At 71.2% G+C, this 17395-nt stretch carries 16 protein-coding genes and 1 pseudogene; 7 read left to right on the forward strand and 10 right to left on the reverse strand.

Translation table 11 applies throughout. The features are described 5' to 3' along the window. Positions 1–183 precede the first annotated feature (183 nt). Positions 184–1872 (reverse strand): recombinase family protein, encoded by a 1689-nt coding sequence (locus AC5L3C_RS04685; protein WP_493647056.1) that lies wholly within the window; start codon positions 1870–1872, stop codon positions 184–186. Positions 1873–1908: 36 nt separating this feature from the next. On the opposite strand from AC5L3C_RS04685, the pseudogene AC5L3C_RS04690 reads away from it, so the two are divergent. The 4 genes and pseudogenes from AC5L3C_RS04690 to AC5L3C_RS04705 all read left to right on the forward strand — a co-directional run. Further along, positions 1909–2610 (forward strand): annotated as a pseudogene (locus AC5L3C_RS04690) (ABC transporter substrate-binding protein); the annotation flags it as partial. Next, positions 2607–3380, forward strand: a complete 774-nt coding sequence (locus AC5L3C_RS04695; RefSeq protein WP_125502586.1) for an ABC transporter permease — start codon at positions 2607–2609, stop codon at positions 3378–3380. The pseudogene AC5L3C_RS04690 and the gene AC5L3C_RS04695, both read left to right, overlap by 4 nt. Then, a complete protein-coding gene (locus AC5L3C_RS04700) occupies positions 3377–4156 on the forward strand; it encodes an ABC transporter permease (RefSeq protein ID WP_493647059.1) in 780 nt (259 codons plus the stop codon). The genes AC5L3C_RS04695 and AC5L3C_RS04700 overlap by 4 nt, the downstream gene beginning before the upstream one ends. Before the next feature lie 20 nt (positions 4157–4176). Further along, a complete protein-coding gene (locus tag AC5L3C_RS04705) occupies positions 4177–4980 on the forward strand; it encodes an ABC transporter ATP-binding protein (protein ID WP_493647061.1) in 804 nt (267 codons plus the stop codon). On the opposite strand, the gene AC5L3C_RS04710 is transcribed toward AC5L3C_RS04705, so the two are convergent. From AC5L3C_RS04710 to AC5L3C_RS04740, 7 genes are all read right to left on the reverse strand, one after another. After that, positions 4952–7117, reverse strand: a complete 2166-nt coding sequence (locus AC5L3C_RS04710; protein ID WP_493647063.1) for a discoidin domain-containing protein — start codon at positions 7115–7117, stop codon at positions 4952–4954. The genes AC5L3C_RS04705 and AC5L3C_RS04710 overlap by 29 nt on opposite strands. A 56-nt stretch (positions 7118–7173) precedes the next feature. Continuing rightward, complete coding sequence (locus AC5L3C_RS04715) at positions 7174–8760, reverse strand: glycoside hydrolase family 13 protein (RefSeq protein WP_493647065.1); 1587 nt, start codon at positions 8758–8760, stop codon at positions 7174–7176. Between the two features lie 37 nt (positions 8761–8797). Beyond that, a complete protein-coding gene (locus tag AC5L3C_RS04720) occupies positions 8798–9661 on the reverse strand; it encodes a carbohydrate ABC transporter permease (RefSeq protein WP_493647067.1) in 864 nt (287 codons plus the stop codon). After that, entirely contained in the window at positions 9658–10611 is a 954-nt protein-coding gene (locus AC5L3C_RS04725; protein WP_493647069.1) for a carbohydrate ABC transporter permease, read from the reverse strand. Before AC5L3C_RS04725 ends, AC5L3C_RS04720 begins: the two co-directional genes overlap by 4 nt. A 3-nt stretch (positions 10612–10614) precedes the next feature. Beyond that, positions 10615–11958 carry an ABC transporter substrate-binding protein gene (locus AC5L3C_RS04730; protein ID WP_493647071.1) on the reverse strand — a complete coding sequence of 448 codons (1344 nt, stop codon included), beginning with the start codon at positions 11956–11958 and terminating at the stop codon, positions 10615–10617. A 136-nt stretch (positions 11959–12094) separates the two neighbouring features. Beyond that, positions 12095–13093, reverse strand: a complete 999-nt coding sequence (locus AC5L3C_RS04735) for a LacI family DNA-binding transcriptional regulator (protein WP_493647073.1) — start codon at positions 13091–13093, stop codon at positions 12095–12097. An 82-nt stretch (positions 13094–13175) separates the two neighbouring features. Further along, a complete protein-coding gene (locus tag AC5L3C_RS04740) occupies positions 13176–13835 on the reverse strand; it encodes an MmyB family transcriptional regulator (protein ID WP_493647075.1) in 660 nt (219 codons plus the stop codon). A 222-nt stretch (positions 13836–14057) separates the two neighbouring features. On the opposite strand from AC5L3C_RS04740, the gene AC5L3C_RS04745 reads away from it, so the two are divergent. The 3 genes from AC5L3C_RS04745 to AC5L3C_RS04755 all read left to right on the forward strand — a co-directional run bounded on the left by AC5L3C_RS04745 (position 14058) and on the right by AC5L3C_RS04755 (position 15618). Then, positions 14058–14714 carry a helix-turn-helix domain-containing protein gene (locus AC5L3C_RS04745; RefSeq protein WP_493647076.1) on the forward strand — a complete coding sequence of 219 codons (657 nt, stop codon included), beginning with the start codon at positions 14058–14060 and terminating at the stop codon, positions 14712–14714. 31 nt (positions 14715–14745) lie between these two features. Further along, positions 14746–15282 (forward strand): toxin-antitoxin system, toxin component, encoded by a 537-nt coding sequence (locus AC5L3C_RS04750; RefSeq protein ID WP_493647078.1) that lies wholly within the window; start codon positions 14746–14748, stop codon positions 15280–15282. A gap of 111 nt (positions 15283–15393) precedes the next feature. After that, the gene (locus tag AC5L3C_RS04755) at positions 15394–15618 is read left to right on the forward strand and encodes a hypothetical protein (protein ID WP_493647080.1); all 225 of its coding nucleotides are present in this window, start codon (positions 15394–15396) and stop codon (positions 15616–15618) included. 239 nt (positions 15619–15857) lie between these two features. On the opposite strand, the gene AC5L3C_RS04760 is transcribed toward AC5L3C_RS04755, so the two are convergent. Together AC5L3C_RS04760 and AC5L3C_RS04765 are read right to left on the reverse strand one after the other, a co-directional pair. After that, entirely contained in the window at positions 15858–16535 is a 678-nt protein-coding gene (locus AC5L3C_RS04760) for a 4'-phosphopantetheinyl transferase family protein (RefSeq protein ID WP_493647082.1), read from the reverse strand. After that, positions 16532–17386, reverse strand: a complete 855-nt coding sequence (locus AC5L3C_RS04765; RefSeq protein ID WP_493647084.1) for a metallophosphoesterase family protein — start codon at positions 17384–17386, stop codon at positions 16532–16534. Before AC5L3C_RS04765 ends, AC5L3C_RS04760 begins: the two co-directional genes overlap by 4 nt. Positions 17387–17395: the final 9 nt, after the last annotated feature.

The following is a 17395-nucleotide window of genomic DNA, read 5'->3' on the forward strand; positions in this document are numbered from 1 at the left end:
TGGGAGCGCAACCCCCTCACTCCGGAAACGCACGTTCGAGTGACACGGGGCATGAGCCACCCCGATTCAGGCAACGCGTCCGACAACCCCCCGAGACCGGCCGGCCGCCGCTTTGCCCCCCAGGCGAGCGGCGGCCCGGCCACCGGCGGCCCCGGCACGGACCCACCGGCCGGGGGTGTCGCCCTACTTCCAGTCGATCACGACCGACGACCGGTCAAAGTATCCGCCATCCGCCTGACGCCCAGGCCTCGCCTTCCCTACGCGCACCCGCATCACGTAGTCGATCGCCGCCCGCCGCCGCGACAGGTCGAACGCGTCGTTCCACACCGCCTCCGGATCGTCCGCCGCCAGCAGCTCAGCCACCGGATTCGCGGCCACAGCCGTCTTCAACGCATCCTCCGCATCCTGCAGACGCTTCCTCGCCGCCCCCGACGCGACCCGCCACTCCTGCATGTCCATCTCATCCCGGCCCAACGCGGCGGCCAGCTCATCCAGCCGCTGCCGCGCTTTGCGCATGTCCCGCCGCACCTGCGCCACATCCACCTGCGGCTCGCTACGCCGCGCGAACACCACCGCCGCGTCGTCCTCCTGCAACCGCCGCAGCAGGTGCAGCTGCACGTAGTCGTCCAGACTCTCCCCATCGCGGACCACGCACCCGTTCTCACACCGGTACGCCAGTCTCTTCACAGGCTCCGCCCGCACCCCCATGCGCTTCTGCCGCTCACGCACCGCCTTGCTGCGGACCACCGCCCGAGGGAAACCGGTCAACTTCCCCGTTCCGCACTCGCCGCACTCATAAATGTTCGACCCCAGGTACTTCCTCACGTTCGTCCCCGACGTATACCGACTCGGATCCTCGAGGATCGCCAGCACACTGCGCCACGTCGCCTCATCCACAAGCGGCATCCAATCGGCCCGCCCGGCGACCTGCCCGCGGTGCTGGAGGAGTCCGGCGTTGCGGGGCCGCTGAAGGATCGTCCGCAGCTGGTTGTTGTCCGGCTTCTTCCCGCGGGCCGAGACGACACCCCGCTCGGCGAGGCCCTGGGCAACAGCACGGAGGGATGCGCCGGCGAGGACGGCTTCCATGGCGTGGCCGACGAGCGCCGCCTCGGACCCTTCGGCGAAGGTCGCTGGAGTGCGGCACTCGTCGCACGCGAAGCCGACGCATAGAGCGTCCTTGGCGTCGCAGGCCCGGCAGGTGAGGTCGCGGGAGAACTGGTCGACCGCCTGGCACGCCTCGCAGGTGCGGCGGATGGTGAATCCGTCCGGTCCCTCATGGCCGCAGCGGCGGCACTCAAGGGTGCGGGGCGTGACACCGTCCGGCTCGTACCCGAAAGGGCGGGGGCCTCCGGCGTACTCGCCGTGGCTGGCCTTCTGGTCACGGGCCCGCCTTGACCGCTCGATCATCCGCTCTACCTCGTAGCGGGCCTGGACGCCGAGCTGCCGGGCGATCATCCGGCCGGTCGCTGTGGACAGGTCGAGGTCGCCGGCCTTGACGGTGCGGGTGGGGATCTCGCGGGGGCCGCAGACGTCGATGTACTCCTCGAGTTCGACTGGGGAGCGGTGGAGGCGGTCGGTGTGCCACGCCAGGACGCAGTCAGCTTCGCCGTTGCGGAGCCGGGCCAGCATGTCCTTGTAGTCGGGCCGCGGCTTGCCGGAGTAGGCGGAGAGGTCGTTGTCTTCGAAGACGCGGATGATGCGGTACTCGACGGTGGGGGTGGACAGCCGCTCGGCAAGTTCCCGGCCGTCCTGGATCTGCCGCTCGGTGGCGAGGTGAGCACCCTCGCGGTCCTCGCTGATGCGGGCGTAGAAGAAGCAGCGGATGACACGGCGCGCGGCGGTGTCGATGGCAGTGTGGAGGCTCCTGGGCACGGGGCCACCCTGCCAGAACATCAGCCACTTTCGCAGGTGTTCGGCTTCTCCAACATGACCTCACTGATGATCGCCCAGTCCAACAACGTGCCGGTGCGGGCGGTGGCGAACGGCATCGCCTCGACCGGTGAGGCGGGCAAGGACTTCGCGGCGCTCACCGTCAAGGGCGACAGCCCGGTCGGGTCGGCGAAGGAACTGGAGGGCAAGAAGGTCGCCATCAACACCCTGAAGAACATCAACGAGACGGCGGTGCGCGCCTCGGTGCGCACGGCGGGCGGCGACCCGGACGAGGTGGAGTTCGTCGAGCTCGCCTTCGACCAGATGCCCGCCGCGCTCGACGGCGGACGGATCGACGCGGCGATGGTGGTGGAACCGGCCCTGGCCACGATCAAGAACCAGGGCGGCCGGGAGATTGCCTCGCCCATGATCGACATCGCGCCGAAGCTCACGGTCGCCATGTACTTCACCTCCACGCAGTACGCGCGGAAGAACCCCGACGTGGTGAAGAAGTTCCAGGAGGCCACCGCCGAGTCCCTGGCCTACGCCGACGCCCACCCCGACGAGGTGCGGGAGATCGTCACCACGTACACGAAGATCCCGGCGGACGTGCTGGCGAAGGTGACGCTGCCGAAGTGGCCCGCCGAGCCCAACCGGGCCGCCATCGAGGAACTGGCGAAGCTGGGCGAGGCGGACGGCCTGTTCGAGCAGACGCCGGACCTGGACAAGCTGCTGCCGTGAGGGGCGCCAACGCCGCACTCGGCGCGGCCGGGCTCGCGGCCTTCCTCGCCCTGGCCGAGGCGGTGCCCCGGCTCGGCCTGGTCCGGGAGGACCACTTCCCGCCGGCCGGCCGCATCGCGGCCGCGCTCGGCGCGGAGGTCACGGACGGCGCCTTCTGGACCGCGCTCGGCGACACCCTCACCGGCTGGGCGCTGGGACTGGCGATCGCCGTCGGCGCGGGCGTCGTCGTCGGGGTCGTCGTGTCGGTGGTGCCGTATCTGCGGGAGGCGACCGCGTCGACCGTCGAGTTCCTGCGTCCGATCCCGTCGGTCGCGCTGATCCCGCTGGCGGTGCTGCTGTACGGCACCGAACTGGGGTCCGTACTGCTGCTGGTCGTGTACGCGGCCTTCTGGCAGGTGCTCGTCCAGGTGCTCTACGGCGTCCAGGACGTCGACCCGGTCGCCGAGGAGACGGCACGCTCGTACGGCCTGGGCACCTGGGCGCGGATCCGGTACGTGCTGTGGCCGACGGCGCTGCCGTACGTCATGACGGGGGTGCGGCTGGCGGCCTCGGTGGCCCTGATCCTGGCGATCACCGCCGAACTCGTCATCGGCGCGCCCGGCCTGGGCTCCCGGATCGCCGTGGCGCAGACCTCGCAGGCCGTGCCCGAGATGTACGCGCTGATCGTCGTCACGGGGCTGCTGGGGCTGCTGATCAATGTCGGCGCCCGGACCGTGGAACGGCGCGCGCTGGCCTGGCACCAGTCGGTGCGCGGGGAGGTGGCGGTGTGAGACGCCTGCTGCTGCGGCTGGTGTTCGTGCTCGCCCTGCCGGTGCTGCTGGTGACCCTGTGGTGGGTGTCGTCGGCCGGCAGCGAGAACGTGTACTGGCCGCCGCTCGGCACCATCCTGGAGACCTTCCCGGACGTGTGGACCGGCGAGCGGTGGCGCGGTGACGTGCTGCCGAGCATGCTGAGGCTCGCGGCGGGCTGGACGCTGGCGGCGCTCGCCGGTGTCGCCCTGGGCACACTGATCGGCTCCCGCCGTCAGGTGCGGGCGGTGTGCGAGCCGGTGCTGGAGTTCCTGCGGGCCGTGCCGCCGCCCGTGCTGGTGCCGGTGATCATGCTGTTCGCGGGCATCGGCGACACCATGAAGGTCGTCGTCATCGCGAGCGGCTGCGTCTGGCCCGTGCTGCTCAACACGGTCGAGGGGGTGCGCGCGGTCGACGCGGTGATGACCGAGACGGCCCGCTCCTACGGCATCACGGGCGCCGCGCGCCTGAGGGACGTGGTGCTGCCGGCGGCGAGCCCGCAGATCTTCGCGGGGCTGCGGCAGGCCCTGTCGATCGGCATCATCCTCATGGTGATCAGTGAGATGTTCGCGGCCAGCAACGGACTCGGGTTCACCATCGTGCAGTTCCAGCGTTCCTTCGCGATCCCCGACATGTGGACCGGCATCCTGCTGCTCGGTCTGCTCGGCTTCGCTCTGTCGGTCCTCTTCCAGTGGGCCGAGCGGCGGGCGCTCGGCTGGTACCACGGTCTGCGCGCCGTCGCCCGGCGGTCCCGGTGAAACTCCTGAAAGGGCGGTCGATGCTCGACGTACGCGGCCTGCGGAAGGTCTACGAGGGATCGGGGCGGCGGACCGAGGCGGTGCGCGATCTGACGTTCACGGTGGCGGCCGGGGAACTGGTGTGTCTGGTCGGCCCGTCGGGCTGCGGCAAGACGACGCTGCTGAAGTGCGTGGGCGGGCTGCTCGAACCGACCGCCGGTGAGGTGCTGCTGGCCGGGCGGAGGGTGGAGGGGCCGCCGCCGGGGACGGCGTTCGTGTTCCAGGAGTACGGGCGCAGTCTGTTCCCCTGGATGCGGGTCGGGCAGAACGTCGGACTGCCGCTGAAGCGGAAGGAATCGAGCAGGTCGCGGCGGCGCGAGCTGGTCGCGGACGCGCTCGCCTCGGTGGGGCTCGAGGACGCGGCCGGGGCGTATCCGTGGCAGTTGTCCGGTGGGATGCAGCAGCGGGTGGCGATCGCGCGGGCGCTGGCGTACGAGCCCGAGGTGCTGCTGATGGACGAGCCGTTCGCGGCGGTGGACGCGCAGACCCGGGCCGATCTCGAGGACCTGGTACGGCGGCTGTGGCGGGAGCGGGGGATCACGGTCCTGTTCGTCACCCATGACATCGACGAGGCGGTGTACCTCGGCGAGCGGGTGATCGTGCTGTCGGGCTCCCCCACCGTGGTGCGCGAGCAGCTGAAGGTGGATCTGCCGGACGTGCGGGACCAGTTGACCACGCGGGTGGCCCCGCGCTTCGCCGAGCTGCGGACCCATGTGTACGAGCAGATCCAGGCGGCGAAGCGCGGGGCCGGCGCGGTCAGGAAAGATACGCCTCCACCTCGCTGAACTGGGCGGCCGGCCAGCCGGTGTTGCCGGTGACGTGCAGCCGGAGGTACCGGAGGTCGCCGTCGACCGGGATCGTCACGGTGTTGCCGGTGGCGGGGTCGAAGCGGTAGTCGCGCGAGGGGACCACCGTGGAGTACGCGCTGCCGTCGGTGCTGCCCCGCACGGACAGGGTCTGGGTGCGCGCCTGCCAGACGGCCTGCGGCGGCAGCTTCAGCACCAGCCGGCGCACGGGCCGGCGGGAGCCGAGGTCGACGGTGAGCGACTGCGGGAAGGCGTGGTTGGCGGACTCCCAGTAGCTGTGCGGGTCGCCGTCGACGGCCCCGCCGGGCGTGTAGACGTCCTGGGAGCCGGTCGCCGTGGCCGGGCGGCCCTGGGCGAGGTTGCGGTCCGGGTCCGGGCCGGGGTTGCCCTGGCCGGGCTCGGGCCAGGTGGAGCAGTCCGACCAGGTGCTGTCCCAGCCGGTGTTGCCGCCGGCGTCGGTGACGGTGAAGATGCCGGAGCCCGCCGGGTAGGGGCAGTTGTAGACGCCGGCCGCTCCGACGCCGGTGGCCGTGACGTCGCGGAAGGTGGCGGCGCCCTGGGTCTCGGCCTGGACGACGACCGTGCCCACACCGTTCACGGTGGCGCCGTCGACGGTGATGTTCCGGGCGGCGTATCCGCGTCCGCTGCCGGAGACGAACTCGAAGGCGCTGTAGGGGCTGTCGGTGACGGTGGTGTCGGTGATCCTCACCTGCGCCTCGATCGGGCTGTCGTAGGGGTCGACGCGCAGGGCGGCCATCGGGTGGTTCCAGTTGGGGTTCATGGCGCCGGTGCGCACCAGGGTGTTGCCGTCGACCGTGATGGTGCCGGCCAGCGGATGGAAGGGGTCGAGGAACTTCTGGTTGGAGATCGCGATGCCGCTGCCGAGGGCGTTGGTGTCGCTGACCAGGTTGTTCCGGACGGTGATGTCGGTTCCGCCGTAGATGGCGATGCCGTTGGCGAGGTTGGGCTGGGAGATGGTGTTGTTCTCGAAGCTGCTGTTCGTGTTCGGCGCGTACAGGGACCACATGGCGAGGGCGTCGTCGCCCTGGTTGCGCAGGAAGTTGTTGCGGACCTTCACGCCGCGCGCGTTGCCGTTGAGGTTGAGGCCGTCCGCGGTCATGTCGAGGAACCGGTTGTTCTCGACGACGAGGTTGTCGTTGGTGCCGGTCAGCCAGAGGCCCACCTTGAGGTGCTGGAGCCACATGCCGGAGACGGAGGAGCCCGGACCGAGGGAGCCGTTGACGAAGTTGTCGGGGCTGGAGTCGACGCGCTCGGTGACCTCGCCGATGACCGCGAAGTCCCTGATGTGGACGTCGCCGGCGGAGCTCTGCTGGTCGATGAAGCGTGAGGTGCGCACGACCGAGTGCCAGTGTCCCGCGCCGCGCAGCGTGACGTTCTGGACGCCGGAGAGGGAGGAGGTGAGCCGGTACTCGCCCGGCGGGATCCACACCACTCCCCCTGGTGCGGCGGCGATGGCGTCGCGGAAGGCCTGGGTGGAGTCGTCCCGGCCGCTGGGGTCGGCTCCCTTGTCGGTCACGGAGACGGAGCCCGCGGGCCGGGCGGCGGGGCCCGCGGCCTGCTCGAAGTCGGCGACGTCCACGGTGACCGGCACGTCCGTGGCCTGGAAGGCGACCTTGTCGCCCGCCTGGAGGTCACGGCCCAGCAGCATCCGGGCGTTGGCGTAGAAGTGATGCGTCCGGGCGCCGGGGATCCAGGGGGTGTCCACGTAGGAGTACTTGGAGGTCACCGCGAGGGTCTGCGCCAGCTTCTGGCCGTTGACGTACACGTCGAGCGTGCCGGAGCGGCCGTCGGGGACGCTGTGGGCGACGTTCACGGCGTTGGCCGCGCGCGGGACGGTGAACTCGATCCGCCGGCCGGCGTCGAGGCGTACCGCCCGGCGTCCGGAGGCCTCGGAGGCGAGGGTGCCCTGGGTGTGGTCGGGTCCGATGACGGTGCCGGTGGTGACGGCGGACTCGGCCTCGACGGAGGTGAAGGGGAGCGTGGCGCCGGCGGCGGCGTGGGCGGGTGCGGGCGCGAGGGCGACGAGGGTGCCGGCGGCCAGGGCCACCGCCGTGGCCAGGGCGGGGGTGCGTCGGACGGAGCGCGGGGTTCTCATGTGCTGATCCCTTCGGGGTGGGGGTGCGGGAACGAGCAGGTGGAACGGGTGCGGTCTCAGGCGCTCAGCCAGACCGCGGTGTCCTTCGGCAGCCGTCCGTCGTCGGTGAGCGGGCCGCTGCCGAGGAGGAGTCCGGTATGGGCGGGGAGGGCGGCGGGGGTGTCCGCGAGGTTCACCGCGCAGAGGGCGCGGCCGTCCGCGCGGGCGAAGGCGAGCACGCCGTCGGGGGCGGGCAGCCAGCGGAGCGGTCCGGTGCCGAAGACGGGGCGCAGGCGGATCGCCTCGCGGTACAGGCTGAGCATGGAGCCGGGGTCCCGGGCCTGCCGGTCGGCCGCGTACGACGCCCAGCCGGGCGGCTGCGGCAGCCACGGATCGCCGCCGAAACCGGCGTGCGGTGCGTCCGCCGTCCACGGCAGCGGCACCCGGCAGCCGTCGCGTCCGGGGTCGGTGCCCCCGGAGCGGGCGTGCATGGGGTCCTGGATGCGGTCGAGGGGGATGTCCGCCTCGGGCAGGCCGAGTTCCTCGCCCTGGTAGACGTAGACGGCGCCGGGCAGGGCGAGGGAGAGCAGGGCGGCGGCGCGGGCGCGGCGGGTGCCGAGGGCGAGGTCGGCCGGGGTACCGAAGGCCTTGGTGGCGAAGTCGAAGCCGGTGTCGGCGCGGCCGTAGCGGGTGACCGTGCGGGTGATGTCGTGGTTGCACAGCACCCAGGTGGCGGGGGCGCCGACGGGGGCGTGCTCGGCCAGCGTCTCGTCGATGGCGGCGCGCAGCCGCGCCGCCTCCCAGGGGCAGGTCATGAAGGAGAAGTTGAACGCGGTGTGCAGTTCGTCGGGGCGCAGATAGCGGGTGAAGCGCTCGGTGTCGGGGAGCCAGACCTCGCCGACGAACACGGCGCCGTACTCGTCGGCGACGGCCCGCCAGCTCCGGTAGATGTCGTGGAGCTCGTCACGGTCGACGTAGGGGTGCGGGTCGCGGCCGGGCACGAAGTCCGGCAGCAGGGGGTCCTTGGCCGGCAGCGCGGCGGAGTCGATGCGCACGCCGGCCACGCCGCGCTCGAACCAGAAGCGCAGGATGTCCTCGTGCTCCTGGCGGACGGCGGGGTGCGCCCAGTTGAGGTCGGGCTGTTCGGGTGCGAACAGGTGGAGGTACCAGTCGCCGTCGGGCAGTCTGGTCCAGGCGGGGCCGCCGAACTCGGACTGCCAGTCGTTCGGGGGGAGTTCGCCGTAGGCGCCGCGGCCGGGGCGGAAGTGGAACAGCTCCCGTTCCGCGCCGCCCGCGAGCGCCGCCCGGAACCAGGGGTGCTGGTCGGAGACGTGGTTGGGCACGATGTCGACGAGGGTGCGGATGCCCAGTTCGCGTGCCTCGGCGATGAGCTTCTCCGCCTCGGCGAGGGTGCCGAACGCGGGGTCGATCACCCGGTAGTCGGCGACGTCGTAGCCGCCGTCCTTCATCGGGGACAGGTACCAGGGGTTGAACCACAGGGCGTCGACGCCGAGTTCGGCGAGGTGGGCGAGGCGGGACCGGACGCCCGCGAGGTCGCCGGTGCCGTCGCCGTCGCCGTCGGCGAAGCTGCGGACGTACACCTGGTAGATGACGGCGGAGCGCCACCAGTCGTCGTCGCTGGGGGCAGGGGTGGGCTGTCCCACGGTGCGTGCCTTTCTCTCGGGTGGACGGGGTGCGGTGTCAGCCCTTGGTGCTGCCCGCGCTGATTCCGGCGATGATGTGCCGCTGGAAGACGAGGAACAGTGCGACCATGGGGATGCTGGCGATCACCATGGCGGCGATGAGCACGGTCAGCTGGATGTTCTGCGACAGTTGCACCAGGGCCACGCTGATCGGCTGTTTGCCGGTGTCGGAGAAGACCATCAGCGGCCACAGGAAGTCCTGCCACACGGCGACCAGCGCGAAGATCGACACCACGCCGAGCACCGGGCGCGACATGGGCAGCACGATCGACCACAGGGTGCGCAGCTTTCCCGCGCCGTCGATCTCGGCGGCCTCGAGCACGTCCTTCGGCAACTGGTCGAAGAACCGCTTGAGCAGGTAGAGGTTGAAGGCGTTGGCGACGGCCGGCAGCCAGATGGCGAGCGGATCGTTGAGCAGTCCGAGGTCCGCGACGGTCAGGTACTTCGGTACGACGAGGGCCTGGGCCGGCACCATCAGGGTGGCGAGGATGCCGCCGAGGATCAGCTTGCCGAAGGCGGGCCGCAGCCGGGACAGGGCGTAGGCGGCGGCCGTGCAGAACACCAGCTGGAAGAACCAGGCGCCGGCCGCCTGCACCACCGTGTTCCACAGGTGCGTGGGCAGCTGCATCAGGTCCCAGGCGTCGGTGTAGCCGCTGGTGCTCCAGTTCTCCGGGACGAGGGTGGGGGGTGTGCGGGCCACCTCGTCGGGTGACTTCAACGCGCCGGTCGCCATCCAGTAGACGGGGAAGAGGAAGGCCAGGGCGAAGAGCACGACGGTGCCGGTGAAGACGGTCCAGTAGACGGCCCGGCCGCGGGGGCGGGCCAGGACGGCCGGGGAGACGAGGGTGCGGGTGCTGCTCATGCGGTGGCCTCCTCCGAGGAGCGGGTGAGGCGGAGGTAGCCGGCGGAGAACGCGCCGAGCAGCGCGAGGAGCATCACGCTGAGCGCGCAGGCGCCGCCGAAGTCGTTGTAGAGGAAGGCGTACTTGTAGATGAGGTAGAGCACGGTCACGGTGGCGTTCTCCGGGCCGCCGCCGGTGATCACGAAGGGCTCGGTGAACACCTGCATGGTGGCGATGATCTGAAGCAGCATCAGCATGAGGATCACGAACCTGGTCTGGGGGACGGTCACGTGGCGGATGCGCTGGAGCAGGCCCGCCCCGTCCAGCTCGGCGGCCTCGTACAGCTCGCCGGGGACGGACTGGAGCGCGGCCAGGTAGATGAGCACGGTGCCGCCCATGTTGGCCCAGGTGGCGACGACGACCAGGGAGATCAGGGCGGTGTCGGCGCCGTTGGACCAGGTGGACGTGGGCAGGTGCAGGAAACGCAGGGCCTCGTTGGCCAGGCCGGAGCCGGGGTCGTAGAACCACTTCCACAGCAGGGCGCTGACCACCGGCGGGATCATCACCGGGAGATAGACGACGACCCGGAAGAAGGCCTTGGCGTGCCTCAGTTCGTTGAGGACGAGGGCCAGGACGAAGGGGATCGCGAAGCCGATCAGCAGGGCGAGCAGGGTGAAGGTGAGCGTGTTGCGCCAGGCCGCGCCGAACTCGGGGTCGTGCAGGACCCGGGTGAAGTTGGCGGTGCCGACCCATTCGGGGTCGGAGCCGGGGGTGTACTTCTGGAAGGCGATCACGATGGCGCGGACCGCCGGGTACCAGGAGAACAGGGCGAAGCAGACGAGTCCGCCGAGGAGGAAGCCGTAGGCGCGCAGCTGGTCGGTGAGGCGGCGCCGTCCCCGGTCCCCTGCCGGTGACGGCGCCTCGACCGGTGTGACCCGCACGGGCGCGGGCCGTTCAGCCGTCTTCGTCACCGCTCAGCCCCGGGCCAGGATGCCGTCGATCTTTCCGGAGGCGTCCTCGAGGAGCTGGTCGATGTCGGCGTCCTCCTTGGTGAGGACGGCGGAGACGACGCCGTCGAGGACGGAGTAGAGATGCTGGGCGTGCGGCGGCTCGATCTTCATCTCGAGCTTCTGGTTGCCGTCGAGGAAGGCCTGGTAGTTCTCCACCGGGACGTTGGCGTTGGCCTGTTTGACCTGCTGGTCCTTCGCGTCGGCGGCGCCGGTGAACAGGCGGGGTTCGGGCAGGCCGACGGGGGCGTCGTGCTGCTTGGCGCGGGCGTAGTCGCCGAGGAAGCCGTCTCCGGGGGTGAGGAACATGTGGTCGAGCCACTTGAGGCCGGCGCGGATCTGCTCGGGTGAGGCCTTCTTGCTGAACATGTAGCCGTCGCCGCCGATGAGGGTGCCCTCGCCGCCGGGCATCGGCGCGATGGCGATGTTCTCGTACTCGGCGCCCTTCTCCTTGACGAGGATCGGGATGTTGTCGGGCGCGGCGAGGTACATGCCGAGTTTGCCGGCGCCCATCATCTGCTGGACGTCGTTGATGACGAGCAGCTGCTTGCTGCCCATCGACTCGTCCTTCCACCGCATGTCGTGCAGCGTCCGCAGGACGGCGCGGCCTTCGGGGGTGTCGATGGTGGCCTTCTTGCCGTCGGCGCTCACCACGTCGCCGCCCCGGGAGTAGAGCTCGGCGGTGAAGTGCCAGCCGCCCTGGTTCTGGGCGCTGTAGTCGGCGTAGCCGAGGACGCCGTCGCCGAGCGCGGCGATCTTCTTCGCGGCGGCGCGGACCTCGTCCCAGGTGGCGGGCGGCCGGTCGGGGTCGAGGCCGGCCTTCTCGAAGAGGTCCCGGTTGTAGATCAGGCCCATGGAGTAGCCGGTGCGCGGGATGCCGTAGATCCTGCCGTCGACGGTGTAGATGTCCCTCAGCTGCTGCTGGATGGTGTCGTAGCTCTTCAACTCCTTGATGTACGGGGTGAGATCGGCGGCCTGATTGATGTCGACGACGTGCCGGGCGTCGGTGAAGTACGTGTAGAACACGTCCTCCATCTGGCCGCCGGCGAGTTTGGCGTCGAAGGTCTTGGGGTCCTGACAGGGGAACGCGTCGTGCGGGACGACGTCGATGCCGGGGTTCTTCTTCTCGAAGGCGGCGACGTCCTCCTCGAAGAACTGCCGGTCGACCTTGGCGCTCTTGGGCGGCATGCAGTTGACGGTGATGCGGGTCTTGCCGTCGGCGGTTTCGTCGCCGTCCGAGCCGCAGGCGGTGAGCGCGAGCGCGCCGACACCCAGCGCGACGAGGGTACGGCGGATCCCGGTGCTTCTCATCGGTGGACCCCTTACGGGACAGGAGCGGGTGAACCCCTCCGGACAGGAGCGGTGGGCGGGGCACACTCAAGCACCGACGACATCGGTCCGCAAGATGTCGCGCAGAATCTGAAATTATTGGACAGTCGAGCGGTCCTCAGGAACGAGGCGCCTGGCCGGTCGATCCCCGCACCACCAGCTCGGGCTCGAACAGCAGCTCCTCGGGCGCCACCGTGCTGCCGTTGATCTGGGCGTTCAGCAGTTCCACGGCCGCCTTGCCCATGGCCTCGATGGGCTGCCGGACGGTGGTGAGCGGGGGCTCGGTGCAGTTCATCAGCGCGGAGTCGTCGTACCCGACGACGGAGATCTCCCCGGGCACGTCGAGCCCCTTGCGCCGGGCGGCCCGTACGACTCCGAGGGCGAGGGGGTCGCTGGCGCAGATGTACCCGGTGACGCCCCGCTCGATGAGCCGGGTGGCCGCGGCGTGCCCGCCCTCGATGGAGAACATGGCACGGGCGACATGGGCGTCGGGCAGCTCCCCGGCCAGCGGGCGGGCGGCGGCGAGCTTGCGGGCCGAGGGCACGTGGTCACCGGGGCCGAGCACCAACCCGATGCGCTCGTGCCCGAGCGAGGCCAGGTGCCGCCAGGCCTGCTCCACGGCCACGGCGTCGTCGCAGGACACGGCGGGGAACCCGAGATGCTCTATGGCCGCGTTGACGACGACGACCGGGATCTTGCGCTCGGCGAGCCGGCGGTAGTGGTCGTGCGGCGCGTCGGCCTGCGCGTACAGACCTCCGGCGAACACCACGCCGGAAACCTGCTGCTGGAGCAGCAGGTCCACGTAGTCGGCCTCGGAGACACCGCCGCGGGTCTGGGTGCACAGCACCGGCGTCAGTCCGAGCTGTGCCAGCGCGCCGCCGATGACCTCGGCGAAGGCGGGGAAGATCGGGTTCTGCAGCTCGGGCAGGACCAGGCCGACCAGCCGGGCGCGCTCGCCGCGCAGCTGGGTCGGCCGCTCGTAGCCGAGGACGTCCAGGGCGGAGAGCACTGCCTGCCGGGTCGCCTCGGAGACTCCGGGCTTGCCGTTGAGCACCCGGCTGACCGTGGCCTCGCTGACCCCGACCTTCTTCGCCACCACAGCAAGTCGTCGCGTCATGGACGCAAGAATAGCGCAAGGAACGCAAACCGCTTGCGTGGGGGCGCAAACCCCCTGGCGGAGCGCGCCGGAGGCGGGCGGCTCACTCGGCGGCGTGGACCACCCGGAGGTGGGAGGCGGCGCGGCGGGTCCTGCGGCGGGCCCTCGGCACGCGGTGGGACTCGCGCAGCACCAGGGTCAGCCGGACGCAGCCCAGCTCCTGGAGGGTGCCGGTGGTCTCGACGACGATGCGGCAGTCGGTGGCGCCCCAGCGCGGGTCGGGGTGGAGCAGCGGCCGCACCGCGCCGTCGGGTTCGGCGGCCCGCTCGCCGACGGTCCGCAGCCAGTGCGGCAGCCCGTGCCGGTAGGCGGCCTCCATGATCGGGTCCTGGGCGATGTCGCGGCGGATGGCCTGCAACCCGTGGTCGTGGCCGTGATGCTCGACGGTCTTGGCGAAGTGGGCCAGCATCGGCAGGCACCAGCTCGACTCGTGGTCGCCGAGGATCGTGGCGGCGTCGGGGTGGAAGAGCACGAACCGCAGGAAGTTGTCGCCGGGCAGGGCCGTGGGGTGCGGCTCGACGTCCTCGAAAAGTGTCCGGAAAGCACGGTTGGTCAGCAGCACGTCCCAGCGGTGGTCCACGACCAGCGAGGGGAAGGGGGCCGCTTCCAGCAGAGCGGCGTAGTCCTGCAGATAGGCCTGGGCCTCCGGGGTCCCGGGGACGGGCCGCGGTGCCGGCCGCTGCCCTCCTGCCTGATGTGTCATCGGGAGGTCACCCCTCTTGCCTGTGCGGCCCTGACGCGGGCCCCGATCCTGGTGCCCGAACGCGCGGCATGTCAACTATCGTGGCATTCCACGACGGTTGACGGCCGAAATTGGCCACAGTTGTGGCGAGACCTGGATGTAAGTTCGAACCATTGGCTAGTCTCCGTGAAGTTCACGGCAATCGCTTGTGAGAAGCCTGTGAGAGACCTAGGAGATCTTTCGGTGACGGGTGGCTTCGAGGGTCCGGGCACCGCGCCGACGACCGCGCTGCCGGCCGTCGTCGCCCGCGTCACCGCTCTCGCCGACCGGCTGGGCGTGGCGCACGCCGAGGTCTTCGACGTCGGCCGGCTGTCCGTGGCCTCCGGCGTACCGGAGCCCGTGGTCAAGGCGCTGCTGAGCGGCCGGCCCGCGGGCGAGCCCGATGTGCAGGCGCGGTTCGTCCAGCGGCTGGACCTGCTGCGGCGCACCCGGCTGAAGCCGAACGGCCGCAAGTACACGCAGCAGGAGATCGCCGACGGCGCGGGCATGTCGCGCCAGCAGGCCGGCGCGCTCATCAACGGCGACCGGCGGCCCACCATGGAGCACTGCGACGCCATCCAGCGGTTCTTCCGGGTGCACGCCGGGTTCCTGACCGCCGAGGACCCCGAGGCGCTCGCGAGCACCCTCCAGCACACCGAGCAGGATCTGTTGCAGAAGCTCGCGGACCGGGAGCGGGAAGCGGCGGAGGTCGCCGACGACCCCCTGGAACGGCTGCTTCAGGACCACGGTGTGCGGGGAATCGCCTGGCGGGCCGCGCAGTTGCCCACCGACCAGCACCGCGACAAGGTGGCGGAGTGGCTGGACATGCTCCTGGAGAGTGTCCAGCGGCCCACGTCGTGACCCGGGGAGAACTGTGGGCATCGGTAGGGAAATGCGCCGCCTGTGCGGCGAGTTGCTCGCGGAGCTGACGCTTCCCGCCCCGGCGCGGCCCGCCGATCTGTACGCCGCCCTGTGCGAGGCGATGAGCAGGCGCCGCGGCCGTCCGGTGCTGTGCCGTACGGCCGTCTTCCCGCCGGGGACGGCGAGCGGGCTGTGGCTGGACATGGCCGACCAGGACCTCGTGGTGATCGAGGAACGCACGGCGCCCGCCCACCAGTTGGTGATCCTGGGCCACGAACTGTGGCACATGCAGGCGGGCCACTGCGGACGCCGTGTGGCCGGTGCGGACGTCGCGACCCGGCTGCGGGGCGCGGCGGCGCCGGACGACGACACCCTGCGTGCGACGGTCCTGAAGGTCGCCGCACGCACCCGGTTCGACCTCGCCGAGGAGAAGGAGGCCGAGGCGTTCGGTCTGCTGCTGGCCAGCAGGTGCCGCCCGCTGCTGGCCGGTTCGTCCCTGCGGGGGCCGGTGCGGCGGGACCACCTGGCGGACCGTATCGGGGCGTCGCTCGGCTATCTGGGTCCGTAGAGCTGAACGGGCGGCGGCCCGATTGTCAGTGGTGGACGGCAAGCTGGAGGCGCGTCCCCTCCGTGTGCGGGGACGTGGCACCGACGACCACGACACGGGGAGAGCCGAGCGATGCCCACCGCCGTACTGACCGACCGCGAGCGCACCGCCGTCCAGGCCTATCTACGGCTGCTGCACACCGTCCGCGCCGCCCTCGACACCCACCCCGGCCCACCCGGCCCCCCGGTCCCGCCCTCCGTCCTCGCAGAAGCGGAAACCGCCCTGTCCCAGGCCGGTCTGAGAGGCAACGAGGAGTCCTTCTTCCGCCTCCTCCACGCCTGCCACCCGGACCAGTAGCGCCGGTTCCCACCGAACGGCAACTCCCCGCGCCTCTCGCTGAACGCTCACGCCAACCCACCCGGGGGCGCGGGGAACTGCGCGCCCAGCCCCCACCGGCCCGCAGAGCAGATGCACCACCCCCCGAAGCCGAGTATCCCGGGCAGGCTCAACCCCCCAAGGGGCGCGGGGAACTGCGCGATCAGCCCTCACCCGGCCGCAGCCGCCCCACCACCGCTGCAGGCACCCGTTGCGACAGCTCAGCCGTGCGGAACCGCAATCGCCGTCGCGACGAACCCGCCCCCGGCGACCCACCGCCCGGTGAACCCCCCGAGCCGGCGCCCGCCCACCTCCGGACCGGGCACGAGCAGCGTCGCACGGAACCCGCCGCCCCCCACCACCCCGTCGTCCGCGAACAGCTCGATGTCCGCCTCCGAGAAGTCCAGCCACTTCCGCGTGAGCGGAAACCACGCCTTGTACACCGCTTCCTTCGCGCTGAACAGCAGCCGGTCCCAGTGGACATCGGGCCGGTCACGGGTCAGCCCGGCGACCCGTTCCGCCTCCCCGGGCAGCGCCACGGAGGACAGCACACCCTCCGGCAGCGGCCCGTGGACCTCCGCGTCGATGCCGACGGACGCCAGATCGCCGGCGCGGACCAGCGCGGCCGCGCAGTAGCCCACGCAGTGCGTCATGCTGCCGGTCAGCCCGTCCGGCCAGACCGGCGCCCCGCGCTCCCCCGTGAGCACGGCCTGCGGCGCCACGCCGAGCTTCTCCATCGCGCGACGCGCACACGTACGCACCGCGGTGAACTCCCGCCGCCGCTTGAGGACGGCCCGCTCCACCAGCTCCGCCTCCCCCGGGTACAGCGGAGCGTCGCCGCCCTCCTCGCCGTAGGCCTCGACGGCCACCACCGTCTGCGGAAGCAGTTCCTCGATCACCCTTCGTCCTCCCCCGGCACGATCCGGCGCAGCCGGCCCGGCGGCCGGTCCCGCTTGCGCCACTCGCGCGGGTAGCCCACCGACACCTCTTCGAAGCGGACCCCGTCCATCGATGTGGTGCGGGGAATGTGCAGATGCCCGTAGACCATGGTGTGGACGGGGAACCGCCGGTGCCAGTCGTCGGTCAGCACCGTCCCGCACCACATGGCGAACTCCGGGTACCAGAGCACCTCCGTGGGATGGCGGTGCAGCGGGTAGTGGTTGACGAGGACGACGGGCAGACCGTCCGGCAGTTCACCGAGCCGGCGCTCGGTCTCGGCGACCCGGGCCCGGCACCAGTCCTCCCGGGTCGGGTACGGGTCGGGGTGCAGCAGATGCTCGTCCGTGCAGACGACCCCCGTGCCGTGCGCGTACTCCAGCCCTTCCTCCTTGGTGGCGCAGCCGGAGGGCAGGAAGGTGTAGTCGTACAGCAGGAAGAGGGGGGCGACGGCCACCGGCCCGCCGGGTCCCTCCCAGACGGGGTAGGGGTCCTCGGGCGTGACCACGCCGAGGTCGCGGCATTGCTCGACCAGATGCTCGTAGCGCTCGACGCCGCGCAGGGTGACCGGATCGCTCGGGTGGGTCCACAGCTCGTGGTTGCCGGGCACCCAGACGACCTTGGCGAACCGGCCGGCCAGCGTCTTGAGGGCCCAGCGGATGTCCTCCACGGTCTCGGCGACATCGCCGGCCACCAGCAGCCAGTCCTCGTCCGACTCCGGCTGCATCGCCTCGACCAGGGCTCGGTTCTCGGCGTAGCCGATGTGCAGGTCGCTGATGGCCCACAGCTGTCCGCCGCCGCCCGTTGCCGACATTCCCCGTCG

The sequence above is a fragment of the Streptomyces speibonae genome (genome assembly GCF_984686075.1).

Excerpts from the sequence above, each read along its gene's own strand:
- AC5L3C_RS04705 (WP_493647061.1), top strand. The coding sequence starts at position 4,177 with ATGCTCGACGTACGCGGCCTGCGGAAGGTCTACGAGGGATCGGGGCGG.
- AC5L3C_RS04710 (WP_493647063.1), bottom strand. The coding sequence starts at position 7,117 with ATGAGAACCCCGCGCTCCGTCCGACGCACCCCCGCCCTGGCCACGGCG.
- AC5L3C_RS04720 (WP_493647067.1), bottom strand. The coding sequence starts at position 9,661 with ATGAGCAGCACCCGCACCCTCGTCTCCCCGGCCGTCCTGGCCCGCCCC.
- AC5L3C_RS04730 (WP_493647071.1), bottom strand. The coding sequence starts at position 11,958 with ATGAGAAGCACCGGGATCCGCCGTACCCTCGTCGCGCTGGGTGTCGGC.
- AC5L3C_RS04735 (WP_493647073.1), bottom strand. The coding sequence starts at position 13,093 with ATGACGCGACGACTTGCTGTGGTGGCGAAGAAGGTCGGGGTCAGCGAG.
- AC5L3C_RS04740 (WP_493647075.1), bottom strand. The coding sequence starts at position 13,835 with ATGACACATCAGGCAGGAGGGCAGCGGCCGGCACCGCGGCCCGTCCCC.
- AC5L3C_RS04750 (WP_493647078.1), top strand. The coding sequence starts at position 14,746 with ATGCGCCGCCTGTGCGGCGAGTTGCTCGCGGAGCTGACGCTTCCCGCC.
- AC5L3C_RS04755 (WP_493647080.1), top strand. The coding sequence starts at position 15,394 with ATGCCCACCGCCGTACTGACCGACCGCGAGCGCACCGCCGTCCAGGCC.
- AC5L3C_RS04765 (WP_493647084.1), bottom strand. The coding sequence starts at position 17,386 with ATGTCGGCAACGGGCGGCGGCGGACAGCTGTGGGCCATCAGCGACCTG.